The sequence below is a fragment of the Streptomyces sp. MMS24-W38 genome (genome assembly GCF_059889265.1).
The window spans coordinates 5,543,984-5,558,917 of record NZ_JCBCPP010000001.1; the positions used below are offsets into that span (position 1 = coordinate 5,543,984).

A 14,934-nucleotide genomic window follows, 5' to 3' on the forward strand; every position below is an offset into this window, starting at 1 on the left:
CTCACCCGGGGGGCCGACGATCGCGGCATGGCACTTCGGGTCACGTTCGTTGCCGCAGCGGGGAACTCCTCGCGGCTGACCGAGCGTTTCGAGGACGACCGGCCACTCGACCGGGCCGGGTGGAGCGAGGTGCAGCGCGTCGCCCATGAGCTGCTGCCGCTCGCCGCGGCCGACCTGCGGTACTGCTCGCCGAACCCGCGCAGCCGTGCCACCGGGGACGGGCTCGGTTATGCCCCGTTGGTCCAGCTCGCCCTGCGCGACTGCGACATGGGTCGCTGGCGCGGGCTGACCCTGGGCGAGGCGATGGCCCGGGAGCCGGAGGCCGTGGACGTCTGGCTGGCCGACCCGCGGGCTACCGTGCACGGCGGGGAATCGCTGCTGGACTTCATCACCCGCGTGGGCGGCTGGCTGGACACCCGGCCGCTGGAGGAGGACTTCCGGGTCGTGGCGGTGGCCGAACCCTCCGTGATCCGCGCCGCGCTGGTGTACGCGCTGAAGGCGCCGCCCGCGACCTACTGGAACATCGACGTCCGCGCGCTGTCGCGAGTCAGCGTCACCGGGCAGGCGGGCCGCTGGAGCCTGCGCATCGAGGGGGTCTCTCCTCAGCGCACGCGGACGTAGCCGGTGTCCAGCTCCAGGTCCTTGGCCGGGCCGCGCACCCGCCAGAGGGTCCACCAGTGGTCCTCGTCGTGGACGGTGAACTCGCCCCGGTAGAGGTCCGCGGCACAGGGGTGGTCGGCGACGTACCGGCCCGTCGAGAGATCCAGGTCGTGGAACGGCCGGCCGTCCGCGAACTGCACGTCCACCGCACCGCCGGGTCCGGGGAGGAAGCGCAGGGTGCGTTCGGCGGGCCGGGGGACACCCTGCCAGATGAAGGTGCCGGACTCCTGGTGCAGCAGGCCGCCGTCCTCGAGCGGGCCGAAAAGCGTGGTTCCCTCGAAGCGCCCCAGGTCGCCGCTCGCGAGGTCCCGTACGGTCCGGGTCACCCGCCAGCGTCCGCCGAGGTAGGCCAGTGCGTCCGGTACTGGCCAGAACTCGTCCATCCCATTGAGTTCCCCCCTCGTGTCCGTCGCCGCACGAACCATTGACGTGCTTCTGCCTTCTCCTGTCCTGCTGTTCGAAACCGGCCTCCGGAGGGAGAAGGGCAAGCGTACGACTTCTCGGGGGCGGGCCCGGTGCGGGGCCGAGGCCCGCACGGTGATCGGCCTCGGTGGCGTGCGGGCCGCCGTCACGGGGACGGCGGCCCGCACCCGGCGCCGACCGGGAACCACCCGCCGGGTCAGTGGCGCAGCAGCAGGGTGACGCCGGCCACCACGGCGCCGAGCACGACCGCGGCGACGCCGTACGTGAGGCGGTGCGTGCGCAGCCAGGGCAGCAGCCGGTCCACGGCGATCCGGCCGGGGCCGGTCAGGGCGAGCGCCACCGCGGCCAGGGTGAGGAGCAGCTCGTACTCCACGCCCTCCGGGGCGAAGAAGCCGCCGCCCCACTTCACGGCGATCGCGTTGACCATCGTGCCGGCGACGGCCGCTGCGGCGAGCGGGGTGAACAGGCCGAGCGCGAGGCCGAGCCCGCCGAGGGTCTCGGTGAGCCCGGCCACGACGGCGAACGCCTCGGGCGAGGGGTAGCCGAGGGACCCGAAGAACATGCCGGTGCCCTCGACACCGCCCCCGCCGAACCAGCCGAACAGCTTCTGGGCGCCGTGCACGGCCATGGTCAGGCCGAGCACGAGACGCAGGACCAGCAGACCGATGTCGTAGGCGCGGGCGGGGGCGGCGGGGCCCTCCTGGCCGGACGTCGCGGCGGCGGGGCGGGACAAGGTGGTGGCACTGGCCATGGGGGGACTCCTCGGAAGGGGACGGCGAAGACGGTGGGGGCGCCGCGCGGCACTGAGCGACGCCCCGCCCCGGCAAACTTGAAGCTTCAAGCTAAACCAACCATAGCCCTTGCTTCAACTTTCAAGCAGTGTGGGTACGCTCGAGCGTGCTCGGCCCCGAGCCGAAACCTGTGTCTGCCCCACGCCGCCCAAGGAGTCGCCGCCATGCCCCACACCGCCGCCCCCACGGTCAGCTGGTCCGTCGAACCCGACCGCAGGCCCGGCACACCGCTCGTCGTCGCCCTGCACGGGCGGGGAGCGGACGAGGCGTCGTTCGCGCAGCTCGCGCCGCATCTGCCGCAGGAGGCCACGGTGGCCTTCGTACGCGCCCCGCTGGCCGAGGGCGGCGGATACGCGTGGTTCGCCAACCGGGGGATCGGGCGCCCCCTGCCGGACTCCATCGCGGCCACCGCCGACTGGCTCTTCCACTGGCTCGACAGCGAGGCCGCCGAGCACACCTCGGTCTCACTCCTCGGCTTCTCCGGCGGCATGGCCATGGCGGGCGGCCTGCTGCTCGCCCGCCCGGAGCGGTTCGCCGCCGCCGTCCTCCTGTCCGGCACCCTGCCGTGGGACGCGGGTCTGCCCGAGGGTCAAGGCCGCCTGACCGGGGTGCCGGTCTTCTGGGGCCGCGACACCGCCGACCAGGTGATACCCGCCGACCTCGTCACCCGGACCGGCGCCTGGCTCCGCGAAAAATCCGGTGCCCACCTCGAAGAGCACCGCTACCCGGGCCTGGGCCACTCCATCGCCCTCCAGGAACTGACCGACGCCTCGGCCTTCCTGCGGCGCGCGTGGGGCGAGGTGGCTTGAGCCCCGCGAACGGTGGCCGGGACGGCGCGTGGTGTTGAGCGCTTCAGCCGTCCCGTGCTGTCGGCTGAAGCGCTCGTACGTTCGGCGGCCACGGGCCCGGTGCCGTGTTCAATCCTGTTCCCGCTCCACGGGGAGCCACAGTTCGGCGTCGGCTTCGGTTCTGTCCGGGGAGAGGCGGGTGCGCAGGATTTCCGGGCCGGGGCGGCTGCGGTACGGGTTCGACGGGAACCACTGGGTGAACACGTCCCGCGACAGCTCCTGGATGGCCTGTGGGGCCGGTCCGGAGGTGGTGAAGACCGCCCAGGTGCCGGTCGGGACGGCCAGTGACGTCGTTCCCTCAGGAGCGGCCGCCGACGTGATCACCCCGTGGTGGTAGTCGAGTTCGGTACCCTCGGCGTGGCTGGGGTCCAGGCCGTCGCAGACCGCGACGATGCCCTGCGGCTCCTGGTCCGACAGCTGCTCCAGGCGTTCCACGGTCCGCGGTTCGATGCCGCGGACGAAGTCGATGATCGCCTGGTTCGGCCCCGAGTGCACCAGTGGCACCCGAGCCTTGAGGCCGACGACGGTGAAGGCCGGACGGTCGACCGAGTGATAGCGCATGCTGCTGTTCCCTTCGACGGTGAGGCGGGAGGTCGACCGGGGCGGGGAGACGAGCGTGCAGCCGGTGCGCCGGGCCTCGCCCGGACCGACACCGTGCATGGCGCGGAACGCCCGAGCGAACGCCTCCCCGAGCCGGAGCCGTAGCGCACCGCGATCTCCAGCAGCGGCTCACGGCCGGCGAGCACCTCGGCACCCGCGACGGTCAGCCGCCGACGCCGGACGTACTCCGACAACGGCATGCCCGCCGGCGCGGAGAACATCCGACGCAGGTGGTACTCCGAGGTCATCGCGGTGCGTGCCGGCCCCGCCACCTCGACGGGCCGGTCGAGGCCCTGCTCGATCTGCTCCATGGCCTGGTCGAGCCGCTCCAGCACGCCCGGTCTCCTTCCTTCTTGCTTGCGGTCGACACGCTGGGCGGCAGGCGTCCCGCCGGACCCGACATCCTGTGCCCGATCGAGTCGGGTGTGCGTGCCGGCCCCGCCACGACGCTGTTGTGACCGAGATTTTTAGTTGGCGAATCTTGGTCCGAATCGTGCAGGTCAGGCGGGCTTGGAGAATTTTTGTTGGCAGATCTTGAGCGGGATAGTTGGCGGATCATGAGCATGCCTGTTCACTGTGTGTGAGCGCCGGGGTGTCGATGTTGATGACCTGTTGTGGCTGAGTGCGATAGTTGGCCCGTCCAGCGAAATAGGTGCTCAGATCCGGCGGCGCCGACGGTCAGCCGCCGTAGAGCCCCCACTCGTCGAGGCCTTCGTAGACGTGGGCTTCGAGGCATTGAGGTGCGTCAAGGCCGACGGCCTCGCCTCGGTAGAGGGCGATGAGCGAGTCCTCGCCTCGCCACCAGGTGTCCGTCACACCCTGTACTTCGGGCACCAGCTCGTAGCCCCCCAGGTCCAATGACTTGACGGCCTTGCCCTTGATTCTTGTGACGGCTTTGGCCCAGCGAGTGGCATGGGCGGCGAGCGCCAAGGACTCCACCCATCCGTCTGTGCTGGCATGTAGAGGTGTCCAGCGGTAGGCATCGATTCCGAACGCGCCGTCGGGGCCGATCATGAATCCGTAGGCCATGGACACCCGGCAGTTCCCCGCCGGAAACGACCAGCCCTCTGCGGCCGACCCCTCGGGACAGTCGGCGTCCAGGATGCGCGGGCCGCCCTCGTAGAACGGGGCAGGCGGCAGGGCGAGGCCGCCCCAGCGGTCCTGGAAGTCGGCGGCCCGGTCGATCTCCGCAGCGGGAATCTCTCGTTCGATCCACGCGTCGCGGTGGCGCCGGATGTCCTGCGGGGGGACACGGATGCCGTCCACCTCGACGAACCTCTGGGCCCGGCGGCTCAGCCTGGATCCACCGCGTAGCGGACGGGCCGTGGACGGAGAAATCAGAAGAGGTGCCCGCTGACCTGGGATGATGGGAGTTCCTACGCTTCCATCGGTCCCGACCTGCAAGGCACCTCTCAAGTGAAATCGTCCCACAGCCCGGCGCGGGTGTTTGCCGCGTTCGACGAGCCGAATCTCATCGCGCATGCCGGACTGGTCCCGGTGATCCGGCTGGCCGAGCGGTGCGGCCTGCCGGCTCTGGTGGCCGAGAAGGTCAAACTGGCCGGCGCGGCCAACGGCGCCGGCACGGTCCCCGACGCGAAGGCGATGAGCATCGTGGGTGGCATGGCCGCCGGCGCCGACTCCATCGACGACCTGGATGTCCTGCGGCACGGAGGGCTGCGGAAGCTCTTCGCAGGGGTGCGGGCACCGTCCACGCTGGGCACCTTCCTGCGCGCCTTCACCTGGGGACACGTCCGGCAACTCCAGTCCGCGACACGCGCGTTCACCTGCAACCTGGCCGCCCACACCGGACTGGTGCCCACGACGGACGAGGTGGTGTTCGTCGACATCGACTCCAAGGTCAAGCAGGTCTACGGCCCGGCCAAGCAGGGCGCCTCGTTCGGCTACACCAAGGTCCGGGGGCTGCACTTCCAGATCGTCACGGTCAAGACGTCCACCTGCGCGCCGGTCATCGTCGCCACCAGGCTGCGCAGGGGCTCGGCCGGCTCCGGCAAGGGGGCGGCGAGTCTGCTGCGCGAGGCGCTGACCACGGTGCGGGCCATGGGGATCACCGCGCAGATCATCGTGCGCGCCGACTCGGCGTTCTTCTCCCACAAGGTCGTCGCCGCCTGCCGTCGGGCCGGCGCCCGCTTCTCGCTGGCCGTCGCGGTCACCAAGACGATCCGCACGGCGATCGAGACGATGCCCCCTGACACCTGGACACCGATCCGGTACACCGACGCGATCTGGGACGCCGAGGAGGAACGCTGGATCTCCGACGCCGAGATCGCCGAGATCCCGTTCACCGCGTTCACCAGCAAGAAGAAGCAGTTCCACACCACCGCCCGGCTGATCGTCCGCCGTGTGAAGCGGCTGAACCCGAAGACGGTGCCCGACGGACAAAGTGAGCTGTTCGCGGTCTGGCGCCATCATGTGGTCTTCACCGACAGCACCTTCGTCCTCACCGACGCCGAGCCCATGCATCGTGCTCACGCCGCGGTGGAACAGGTCTTCGCCGATCTGGAGGACTCCGCCCTGGCCCACCTGCCCTCGGGGAAGTTCACCGCGAACGCGGCCTGGCTCACCCTGGCCGCCACCGCCTACAACCTCACCCGCGCGGCCGGACACCTCGCTTCCGCCTTCCACGCACGGGCACGGACCGGCACGATCCGCCGTCATCTCATCGCCGTTCCGGCCCGCATCGCCCGCCCGGGACGACGAGTAGTGCTGCATCTGCCCCAACGCTGGCGCTGGGCCGACGACTTCACCGACCTGTGGACCGCCACCGGGCAGCGGATGCAGACCTGACCAACCGGACCCCCGCCCGTCCACGATCTGGAAGACCTCGGAGAACCCGCCACCGGAACGGCCATCCGGAAACCCGCCCTGCCCGGAACCGAAAATCCACCCCGAAACCAATCACACCGCGCGATCAAAGATCACGCGGTGGATCGAGGCTCAGGCCGGCAGGGGCGACTGGGATCGGCGATACGGGGTTACCGGTCATTACCGCCGCTCACCGCCGCCGTGGAGTACGACCGCCGCGATCTCCCGCACGCGGTCCAGCGTGATCCCCGTGCGCTGTTCGACGGCGAGGGGGTGGTCGGTAGGCTCCAGCTCGATGTAGGGACGCTCGCCGACCGGGCGGGTGTGGACATGCGTCTTCAGGTTGAGGGTCGTGGGCGAGTAGACCGGCAGGTCGGTGGTGAGCCAACCGAAGTACGGCTGCTCCGCCTCGCGGTCGGGCCTGTCCCACAAATCTGCAGCCCGGGAGAAGTTCTCACGGCTGAGCGAGACCCAGACACCCCAGGAAAACATCTCGTCGCTGTCGATGACCGGTATCTCGATCAGGCCCTTGACGAAGTAGTGCTGCCCGCGGACCACGCACTGGTCCGACGAGAGCAGGCAGTCGCTGGCGTCGACGAAGGCCGGATCCCACACGGCCGGGGCCTCGGCCGTCTGGTTCATCGGCAGTTCAAGGTGCTGGGCCCCGCAGCATGTGCAGGTGAATCCGAGATCACTGGTCATGGCGCTGGAGCCTAGTGACAGGCGACGGAACCACCTCGGGCGAGGAGCTCCTCACGTCCCCCTGTGACTGAGCGCGGCACCTGGCCTGTCAGGAAAATTTCCATGCACAGCACCCGGCTGTCCCGCGCGGCGCGCGAACCGGGTCACCATCGGGCGCGCAGCACGCCGTCGCTGTCCGGCAGGACGGCGCAGAGCGGCGGGTGGAGTTCGTCGAGGGGCAGGGCGCAGGCCGCTCGGGCATCGGCCACTTGGGTGGCGAGCTCCTGGTACTCGGTGTCGTCGACGATTGCGTGGCTGATCATCCCGTCCTGCGCCTCCCAGACGAACTCCACGGATCCCTCCTCGGGCAGCGCGGCGAGGACCGCGCCGACGTCCGGGGTCAGGTCGGGCCAGACGGTCAGCAGGGCGCGCGGGCCGAGACCGGCGCGCACTGTGTCGAGGTTCTCCGGCGTGAGGCGGTGCCAGCGTGCAGCGTTGCGGACGTAGGTCTCCTCGAGGAGCAACGTCTGTTGTGAGGCAAGCGCGGTGCGCACTCGTGTCCAGAAGTCCTCGTCGGCTGGCTCCGGCACTTCCGCTTCGTCGAACTCAGCCGCATAGGGCGAGGCCGTCAGCGGTTCCGGGAAGAGGCCGAGTTCCCGTGTACGGGCCACGGCGTCCGCGCAGGGCCGGTCGCTGCCCACGTACACGTACTGGTCCCACCCGACGTGTACGGTGAACGCATCCCCCACCTCCAGCCGGCACCAGGCGCCCTGGTCGCGGAGCATGGCCCGGACCAGTTCCAGGGCGACCGGAAGGGAGACCTCGGCCCCGTCGTGGCAGCCGGTGAGGTCGGGCGGGAAGAGCCCGCCGAGGCCGTGCCCCTCGACCGGCGGCTCCACACCGAAGTGGACGAAGCCGGTGACCGCAGATTCGCGGATCTCCAGCCGGTCGACGTCCGAGGCCTCCGCGAACGCGGCGATCGCCGCCAGGTACGCCGCTTCGACAGGTCCGTGGTCGCTGACCGTGTCCTGGGCGCCGGTGTAGTGGCCGTGCTCATCGCGGTCGGCGGGGTCGTATTTGGTGATCCGGTAGACGAAAGACGGCGGCACGCTGCTCCATGGACGGGCGGAAGGGGGGCCAACGTAGTTTCCGGTCCCGATTCCATGGTCGGGAGGTGTCCGGTCCACATCGTAGGGTCCGAGGTCCGGGGCCTGGCTTCGTTGATCTCCAAGGACAGCGTTTGTCGACGGTTTCCGGAGGCAGTTGGTGATCAACCGGCTCTGGAATGTGGATGAGAAATGACGGCGCTGCGTGGATGCGAACGTGGGGACGGCCAGCCGCCTGAAGGGCGGCTGGCCGTCGAGGCAGGTAGCGGCAGAGGTCAGTACCTGTTTTGGTCTCCGGTGGCCGGGTGAGAGAGTGCAGCCCTTGATGTTCGCGCGGTTTCGACCGGCGTTTAAGCACTTGACCCGGTCCGTACGGTGTTCGAGTGAAGGACACTCTGATCGACGAACTCCGCACCGCGTATGACGCCCAACTCCGTGGTGTCACCCCGTCTGGCGGCAGCGCCCGCGTCGAGAGGGACGGCCCGTTGACCCGTGTCGTCGGTTGGCACCGTGGCTTCGTCACGGGCCCACGCGACCTCGGTGTGTACGGGGCAGAACTCGACACGCTCATAGCGCGGCAGCGTGACTTTTACGCTGCCCGTGGTGAGGCGGTCGAATGGAAGACTCGCGCCCATGATCTCCCCGCCGACCTCACCGACCGGCTCACCGCGGCCGGCTTCGTCGCCGAGGACAGCGAGACGGTGCTCATCGGGCAGGCCGCAGACCTTGCCGCCGACCCCGTCCTGCCCGACGGCGTGACCCTCCGCCGTGTCACCGCCAGATCAGACCTCCAGCGCATCGCCGCTCTGGAGAGCACCGTCTGGGGCGAGGACTGGAGTTGGCTCGCCGACGACCTGGCCGCCCGGGTCGAGAACGCCCCGGAGAACACCATCGTCCTCGTCGCCGAGGCACGCGCCGAAGTCGTCTGCGCCGCCTGGCTGGTGTTCAACGACGGCGTCGACTTCGGCGGCCTCTGGGGCGGCTCAACGCTCAAGGAATGGCGCGGACAGGGCATCTACCGGGCCATGGTCGCCCACCGAGCCCAACTCGCTGCTGCCCGCGATGTCCCCTACGTCTACGTCGACGCCTCAGCCGACAGCGCCCCGATCCTCACCCGCCTTGGCCTGCACGCGGTCACCACGACGACACCGTATGTCTGGTCGCCCTGAGCTCAGCCGGCCTTCGTCGGCTCCTCGGCTCGTGCCCGGGTGCTGGCGAGGCGATAGGAGTCGGTGCCGGTCTCGATGATGGTGCCGTTGAAGGTCAGGCGGTCGACGATGGCCGCGCAGAGACGCGGGTCGGTGAAGGTCTTGGTCCAGCCGCCGAACGACTCGTTGGAGGCGATGGCGACGCTGTTCTTCTCCTCGCGCTCGGTCAGCACCTGGAAGAGCAGTTCGGCGCCGTGCCGGTCGAGTTCCATGCAGCCGAGTTCGTCGATGCAGAGCGGGTCGACGCGGCCGTAGCGGGCGATGGCATCGGGCTCGTCAGATGGAGCGGCTGCCCGGCGGCCGCCGACGAATACCGATGAGGGCCTCGCGCACCTCATTCACCAGGGCAGTCTCCGGACCGTGCCCGCCCACCAAGTCGTTGTACAGGCTGCCCAACTCCTGTGCCGCCTCCGCGAAGCGGTGCACATCGCGCAGCAACAGTCCTACGTGCAGGCGCACCTCAAGGACCACGGTGTCCGTGGGCGCGCGGTAGGCGCGCAACTGGGCAAGTTCGCGCTGGAGATCGCCCAGCGCGCGCTGGTGGTGGCCGAGTCCGATCCGGCAGCGGGCGGCCTGAATGCGGCAGGTCAGGGCGTCCTCAGCGCCCTGCGCGCCGAGGAAGCCCAACTCATCAGCTAGGGCCTCGTAGATCGACAGCGCCTCGCTCAGCCGACCCGCCTCGAACAGAGCCCGCGGTGCTACCAGACGGTCGGTGTGCCCTTCCGCACTGACCGGCTCGGGGGGCGCATGGTGGCCCCTCGACGCGGCTGCCGGAACGCGAGGTGTGTCAGGACCGGGTATCAGGACCGGGGGCACTGTCAAGGTTGGCAGTCCGGGGAAGGACAGGTACCCGGGATGCTGGTGTGGCAGATGGTCCAGGAGCCCGTCGATCACGTGTCGGGCGCTGTTGGGGCGCGCGTCGGCGCGCTTGGCCAACAGGTCGAGAACAAGCCGTTCGAGTCGCGGGTCGACGTCCGCACAGTGACCGCGCAGTGGTGCGGGCGGCTGGAGCACATGCGCACACATCAGGTTGACGACATTGCCCCCATCGAACAGCCGGTCACCGGCCAGGAGCTCGTACAGGACCACGCCCAGGGCGTAGAGGTCGGTCTGCGGCGTGATGTGACCCGCATCGAACTGCTCGGGGGCCATGTAGTGCGGGCTGCCAATGATCTGTTGGGGCTTCGTCAGGCGGGTAGGCGCATCCACGCCCAGGGCCATGGCGATGCCGAAGTCCAGGACCTTCACGGTGCCGTCGACCGCGATCATGATGTTGGCCGGCTTGATATCACGGTGGATCACGTGGACATCGTGCGCGTGGTGCAGAGCGGCACATATGTGCAGTGCCAGGCACACGGCCCACTCCGGCGGCACACTCCCGGAAGCGTCGATGACTCGCTTCAGGGAAATGCCCTGCACGAGCTCCATGACCATGAACATGCGGTCTGCCGTGCCGTCCAAGAAGGCGTCGTACACCTGGGGGATGCCCGGGTGATGCAGCTGCGCCGTCACGCGCACCTCCCGGCGGAAGCGCTCTACAACGGCGTCGCCATCACGGTGGGCGGCGAGGTTCTCCAGGATGAGCTTGACGGCGACATCGCGGCCCAGGGTCAGGTCGTTGGCGCGCCAGACCTGGCCCATCCCGCCTTCCTCGATCGACTCACGCAGCGCGTAGCGCTTGGCGATGATCCGTGGCTCAGGCACCGCTCGTGCCGTCCTCCCGCCTCACGTCCCCGCCCGTCTCGCCCGAGTGCGGCTCGGTGTTCGGGGCCTCGAGCCACAGCTCCTGCGCAAGGTCGCTCAATGCGGGGCCGCCAGGCAGGGCCCACCGCGTGCTGGCCTGCACTACGAGCGGGGCGTCGTCCCAGCCAGCCTGCCGCCACATGTGCCGGATCAGGCCGGCCGGGGAATAGCGCGCTCCGTTTGCCGCCCACAACAGGGGCTTGGCCGTGTCGTTAGTCCATGTCGCCATGAACCGGTTCGGGTCGGCGTTCAGCCACTCCCCGATCGCCTCGTCCTCCCGGGGCCTGGGGTGATACATGAGCTGGGTGCCGTCCGGCAGCCGGTGCTGGTCGACCAGGAGCCGCACCGGGTTGGGACGCCGCCCGCGACGCGGCTCGGGGGGACGCTGGTAGGAGGCGAGCTCGAGGTGGTGCCCTTGGCGGTCGAACGAGGCCAGGACTGCTGCCGCCAGCTCCCGGGAGGCGGCCGCTTGTGTGAAGGTGCGCGAGACGAAGCTGTGCGGCCCGTACTGCCGGTCGACTTCGGCGATGAGATGGGCCAAGGTCTGCGCGGTGAGTTCCGGGGCCTCGTTCAGCGTGGGCTGCCAGTCCGTGTCGAAGTCGTCGATCGCTTCGGTGTCCGCGCGCTGGAACACCAGATGGGCCACCAGGAGTGCGGCACTCTCCGCGATCGCGGCGGCGCGGCCGGGCAAGGTCGCGGTAAGGCCGTGGACAGTCTGTTGCACGGTGCGCAGCAGCTGCACCGAGCGCCAGATCTGCACGGCGGTGGGCGGCTCAGAAAACAGCTGCGTATAGCCGCCCTCCGGGGCGGGCTGCCACAGAAAATCAGTGGAGGCACGCGCCCCTGCGGCCATCCGCGCGTCGGGGTGAGCGCAGGCCAGCGCGGTGGCTGCTTCCAGCACGGTGCAGCCCGCATCAGGTGCGGGCTCAAGCTCACCGCGCTTGATGACGTACTCCTTGTCCAGGGTGAGTCGGAAGTCGTCGCGAATGTACGCCTGCGCCGGGTCCAGCACGATGAAGTCGCGCTGCTCTACATGGTTTTGGGTATTGGTGGCCACCGTGACCGAGCTGGCGAATCCTTGCGGGGTCTGTCCGACGGTGATGATCCGCACCATGACCTTCGCTTCCGCGAGCGTCTGCGGATCGTCCGCGAAGGTGCGGTACAGCGCTGCCACGGTTTGTGCGCCGTTGACGATCTGCGCGCCGGTAAGGGTGAGGCGCACCGGCGCGCCCTGGGCGCGACGGCCGAAGTACTCGGCGGTGGTCGACTCGCACAGCACCGTAATGCCGTTGTTGAAATACCAGAAATGCTCGGGATTTTTGGCCAGGCTGTCGTCCAGTGCGGCGTTGACGGATGTGTGCCCCAGAGGGTGGCGTACGTTGACGTTAAACAGTTCTGCGCCGTGCCGCTCATACCAGTGGGCGAGCTCGTCGGCAGTGACCGTGCCAACGTGGGCGGGATAGGGCAGGTCTTGCCCGTACCAGCCGTCGGCGAAGGTAGCGGTCACGGTCAGCGGCTGTGGTGCCACGTCCTGGCGGATCGCCGCGTGCAGGTCGCTGCTCGCCAGTACCCTCAGCTCGGTGCGAGTGTCCAGGGCGGCAAACTCCCCGTGGATCAGCTGTAGGGCACTGGCCGTCGGTGCTGTCGGCCCCATGACGGCAGCGACGAGGTGAACTTGGGGAGTTGGTTGGGCGAGCACACGACGGATCCGGTCCGCGGAGGCCTGGAACCAGGCGTTGAAGCGGTCGAAGTCCAGGTTGTCCAGCATTCGAAAGGCATGGAGGAGCTTGGAGGCGTCGGCGGACGTGAACCGGGCAGTACCCCGGTCACTCCACTTGGCCTGAATCAGCCACAACTCGCCGGTCCCCGGGGACATGGCCACGGCATCGATGCCGAAGTCACCGGCTCCGTCGGTGACAGCGGCGGCCGCCTCCTGTGCGGTGCAGTCGGTCACGATCCGCACGGCCTTCGCCGCCAGGGCGCGGGAGAAGAAAACGGTCTCGCGGTTTCCGGCAAACTCGCCGTTCCCCAGCTCGATCAGCCCGTCGAACTCGCTCGCGAGGGCCTGCTGGACCTGCCGCACCTGCAAGGGCGTGGCTGCCTCTTGGTTGCTCCCTGCCGTCACGCCGCGCCTCCGTCCGCTCGTGATCCCAGCACTATACGAGCGAGGACGCACACGGGTTCGCGAGAGTTCCCCGTCAGGCCCTGAAGCGTGTCTGTCCGATGGATGCAGCGCCACCCACCGCACGGGCACCAGGGGTATCGGCGGTGGTCGTGCCACCTGCCCCCCCACGAGGTAGGAGTGCGCGCAAAAGGGGCGGGCCGCGGGCAGCGGTTTCAGGTGGGTCCCTGCGGGCCGAGCGTGATTCGCGGCCAATGGTCTGCGGGCTGACCCGACCTGGCACGGGGATGTGAACTGTCTGGCTGGGGACGGCACGTTTTCCGAGATGACGGACTCGACTAGCTAGGCCACCGCTCGGCCGCGCTGGTCGTGGGCGGTCTGGGGAACCGGCTGCCCCTCGGGGTCTGTGGCGTCATCCGCTTTCGTTCTCCTGGGCGGTAGCGTTCCATGCCAGGCCGCCAAGGTCGAGTCGGTGACGGGCGCGAGTGACGGCGACGTAGGCGAGACGGGCGTCCGTGCCGCTTACTTCCGGGGCCTGGTCGGCCGCGCTCGTGCCGGAGTTGGGGTCCTTCGGATGGGGGAAGTCGTTGCCGATCCTGACGGTCGGCCATTCGCGGCCTTTGGCTTTGTGGGCGGTGGAGACGGTGACGTCGGCGTGTGCTTCCTCGGTGAGGTCGGACACGGCAGCGAGGATGGCGTCGGGACCGTGGGTGTCGACGAGGTCGACGAAGGGCTGCAGGTCGCAGCCGGCCGGATCGTAGGCGGCGTAGTCCTGCAAGTCGCCCCAGGACGCGAACAGCACCAGCTCGGGGTGATGAGTGCGGCGCCCTTCCTTTAAGTTGCGTGCCGCAGAGGCGAGTTGGGCAAGTTGCTGGCCTCCCCGGGTGAGGGCTACGCGGTGTCCTTCGCCGAGCAGACGCATGACCTCTGTCATGGCGCCGATGTTGGTGCGGCACAGCACGGCGTCGGGGTGGTCGACGCTGCTGACCTCTGCGGGAACGCTGGTGGTGCCCGTCAGCCGGATAGGGGCGTCGGCGAGCGCGAGCCACCGGTTGGCCTCGTTGGCGATCTGTGGCCCGAAGCGGAACGAGCGGGTGAGGGTCAGCTGTTCGGCGTCGAAGCCGGTCATCACGTCGGTTGCGCCCCGCCAGCCGTAGATGGCTTGGGCGGAGTCGCCGACCATGACGAGCTGGGCGTGGTCGCGCTGTGCGGTGAACACCTGCTCCAGCACCGGGTTGGTGTCCTGGGCCTCGTCGAGGAGGAGGAAGTCGGCCTCGATGTTCGGCCTGGTCAGCGCCCACATCTTGAGGTAGTGGTCGTGTTCGAAGCGGACGATGCCGTGGTCGGGGCGCTGCAGGTCCGCCCATGCCTTGGCGGCGAAGGGGAGCACGAGTTCGGCGAACTGCCGATGGGCGGCGGGGGCGTCGAGGCCGCGTAGGCGCGGCACGTGGTGTTGGGCCAGTGCGCTGTCGGCGGAGTGGCAGAAGCGGGTGACGGTGCGCAGCACGTTGTGGGACAGGGTTCTCTGGCTGATCTCGTGGTCGGCGATCCGTACAGGGCGGAGGATGCCGAGGGACTGTCCGGTCTTCCAGGCCGGCTGGCGGGGGCTGTTGAGTCGGTCGGCATAGCGGTGTCCGAGTGCGGCGAAGGCGGTGGCGTGGGCGGTCCGGCACTGCACCGTGGACGGGAAGCGGGCTGCGGCGTCCTGCGCGATGTCCTTGTTGAAGGCCAGGTAGCGTCCCCGGCGTTTGGTGCCGGCGGCGAGCATGCACAGGGTGCTGGTCTTCCCGGTTCCGGCTCCGGCCTGCAGTGCGAGGTGCCGTCCGGCGCGGAAAGTGTCCGCCGCGTGGACCTGTTCGTGGGTGGGGGTGGGCAACGTGGGCTCCGTGGGATGGGAACGGCCGGAACGGGGCGCAGCGGGTGGCTGCG

The 14,934-nt window shown here is 69.4% G+C and carries 12 protein-coding genes and 2 pseudogenes; 4 read left to right on the forward strand and 10 right to left on the reverse strand.

The genetic code is table 11. The features are described from left to right. Positions 1–27 precede the first annotated feature (27 nt). Positions 28–621 (forward strand): histidine phosphatase family protein, encoded by a 594-nt coding sequence (locus AC6F7H_RS24290; protein ID WP_500759030.1) that lies wholly within the window; start codon positions 28–30, stop codon positions 619–621. Here the strand turns inward: AC6F7H_RS24290 and AC6F7H_RS24295 are convergent. Both AC6F7H_RS24295 and AC6F7H_RS24300 read right to left on the reverse strand, forming a co-directional pair. Then, on the reverse strand, positions 603–1,043 hold the full coding sequence (locus AC6F7H_RS24295; protein ID WP_500759032.1) for a DUF6314 family protein: 441 nt from the start codon (positions 1,041–1,043) through the stop codon (positions 603–605). The two genes, AC6F7H_RS24290 and AC6F7H_RS24295, sit on opposite strands and share 19 nt — an antisense overlap. A 236-nt stretch (positions 1,044–1,279) precedes the next feature. Beyond that, entirely contained in the window at positions 1,280–1,834 is a 555-nt protein-coding gene (locus AC6F7H_RS24300) for a DoxX family protein (RefSeq protein ID WP_500759033.1), read from the reverse strand. A gap of 204 nt (positions 1,835–2,038) precedes the next feature. Between AC6F7H_RS24300 and AC6F7H_RS24305 the strand changes: the two genes are divergently transcribed. Next, on the forward strand, positions 2,039–2,683 hold the full coding sequence (locus AC6F7H_RS24305) for an alpha/beta hydrolase (RefSeq protein WP_500759034.1): 645 nt from the start codon (positions 2,039–2,041) through the stop codon (positions 2,681–2,683). A 108-nt stretch (positions 2,684–2,791) separates the two neighbouring features. Here AC6F7H_RS24305 and AC6F7H_RS24310 read toward each other — a convergent pair. Together AC6F7H_RS24310 and AC6F7H_RS24315 are read right to left on the reverse strand one after the other, a co-directional pair. Continuing rightward, positions 2,792–3,657: pseudogene (locus tag AC6F7H_RS24310) on the reverse strand (AraC family transcriptional regulator). Between the two features lie 343 nt (positions 3,658–4,000). Next, positions 4,001–4,663: a hypothetical protein gene (locus AC6F7H_RS24315; protein ID WP_500762019.1), complete on the reverse strand. Its 663-nt coding sequence runs from the start codon at positions 4,661–4,663 to the stop codon at positions 4,001–4,003. A 75-nt stretch (positions 4,664–4,738) separates the two neighbouring features. Here AC6F7H_RS24315 and AC6F7H_RS24320 point away from each other — a divergent pair, with 75 nt between their 5' ends. Next, positions 4,739–6,127 carry an IS1380 family transposase gene (locus tag AC6F7H_RS24320; RefSeq protein ID WP_500759036.1) on the forward strand — a complete coding sequence of 463 codons (1,389 nt, stop codon included), beginning with the start codon at positions 4,739–4,741 and terminating at the stop codon, positions 6,125–6,127. A 198-nt stretch (positions 6,128–6,325) separates the two neighbouring features. Here the strand turns inward: AC6F7H_RS24320 and AC6F7H_RS24325 are convergent, their stop codons facing one another. Together AC6F7H_RS24325 and AC6F7H_RS24330 are read right to left on the reverse strand one after the other, a co-directional pair. After that, positions 6,326–6,787, reverse strand: coding sequence for a DUF2199 domain-containing protein (locus AC6F7H_RS24325; protein ID WP_500762021.1), 462 nt, complete (start codon positions 6,785–6,787; stop codon positions 6,326–6,328). Positions 6,788–6,990: 203 nt separating this feature from the next. After that, positions 6,991–7,935, reverse strand: a complete 945-nt coding sequence (locus tag AC6F7H_RS24330; RefSeq protein WP_500759038.1) for an RNA-binding protein — start codon at positions 7,933–7,935, stop codon at positions 6,991–6,993. A 380-nt stretch (positions 7,936–8,315) separates the two neighbouring features. Between AC6F7H_RS24330 and AC6F7H_RS24335 the strand changes: the two genes are divergently transcribed. Next, entirely contained in the window at positions 8,316–9,101 is a 786-nt protein-coding gene (locus AC6F7H_RS24335) for a GNAT family N-acetyltransferase (RefSeq protein ID WP_500759040.1), read from the forward strand. A 2-nt stretch (positions 9,102–9,103) separates the two neighbouring features. On the opposite strand, the pseudogene AC6F7H_RS24340 reads toward AC6F7H_RS24335, so the two are convergent. From AC6F7H_RS24340 to AC6F7H_RS24355, 4 genes and pseudogenes are all read right to left on the reverse strand, one after another. Continuing rightward, positions 9,104–9,403 (reverse strand): annotated as a pseudogene (locus AC6F7H_RS24340) (ATP-binding protein); the annotation flags it as partial. A 13-nt stretch (positions 9,404–9,416) separates the two neighbouring features. Continuing rightward, positions 9,417–10,844 carry a serine/threonine-protein kinase gene (locus AC6F7H_RS24345; RefSeq protein WP_500759041.1) on the reverse strand — a complete coding sequence of 476 codons (1,428 nt, stop codon included), beginning with the start codon at positions 10,842–10,844 and terminating at the stop codon, positions 9,417–9,419. Beyond that, on the reverse strand, positions 10,837–13,008 hold the full coding sequence (locus AC6F7H_RS24350) for an AIPR family protein (protein WP_500759042.1): 2,172 nt from the start codon (positions 13,006–13,008) through the stop codon (positions 10,837–10,839). Before AC6F7H_RS24350 ends, AC6F7H_RS24345 begins: the two co-directional genes overlap by 8 nt. 409 nt (positions 13,009–13,417) lie before the next feature. Next, positions 13,418–14,881 (reverse strand): UvrD-helicase domain-containing protein, encoded by a 1,464-nt coding sequence (locus tag AC6F7H_RS24355; protein WP_500759043.1) that lies wholly within the window; start codon positions 14,879–14,881, stop codon positions 13,418–13,420. Positions 14,882–14,934: the final 53 nt, after the last annotated feature.

Coding starts and splice junctions, on each gene's coding strand:
- AC6F7H_RS24300 (WP_500759033.1), bottom strand. CDS start 1,834: ATGGCCAGTGCCACCACCTTGTCCCGCCCCGCCGCCGCGACGTCCGGC.
- AC6F7H_RS24290 (WP_500759030.1), top strand. CDS start 28: ATGGCACTTCGGGTCACGTTCGTTGCCGCAGCGGGGAACTCCTCGCGG.
- AC6F7H_RS24325 (WP_500762021.1), bottom strand. CDS start 6,787: ATGAACCAGACGGCCGAGGCCCCGGCCGTGTGGGATCCGGCCTTCGTC.
- AC6F7H_RS24305 (WP_500759034.1), top strand. CDS start 2,039: ATGCCCCACACCGCCGCCCCCACGGTCAGCTGGTCCGTCGAACCCGAC.
- AC6F7H_RS24295 (WP_500759032.1), bottom strand. CDS start 1,043: ATGGACGAGTTCTGGCCAGTACCGGACGCACTGGCCTACCTCGGCGGA.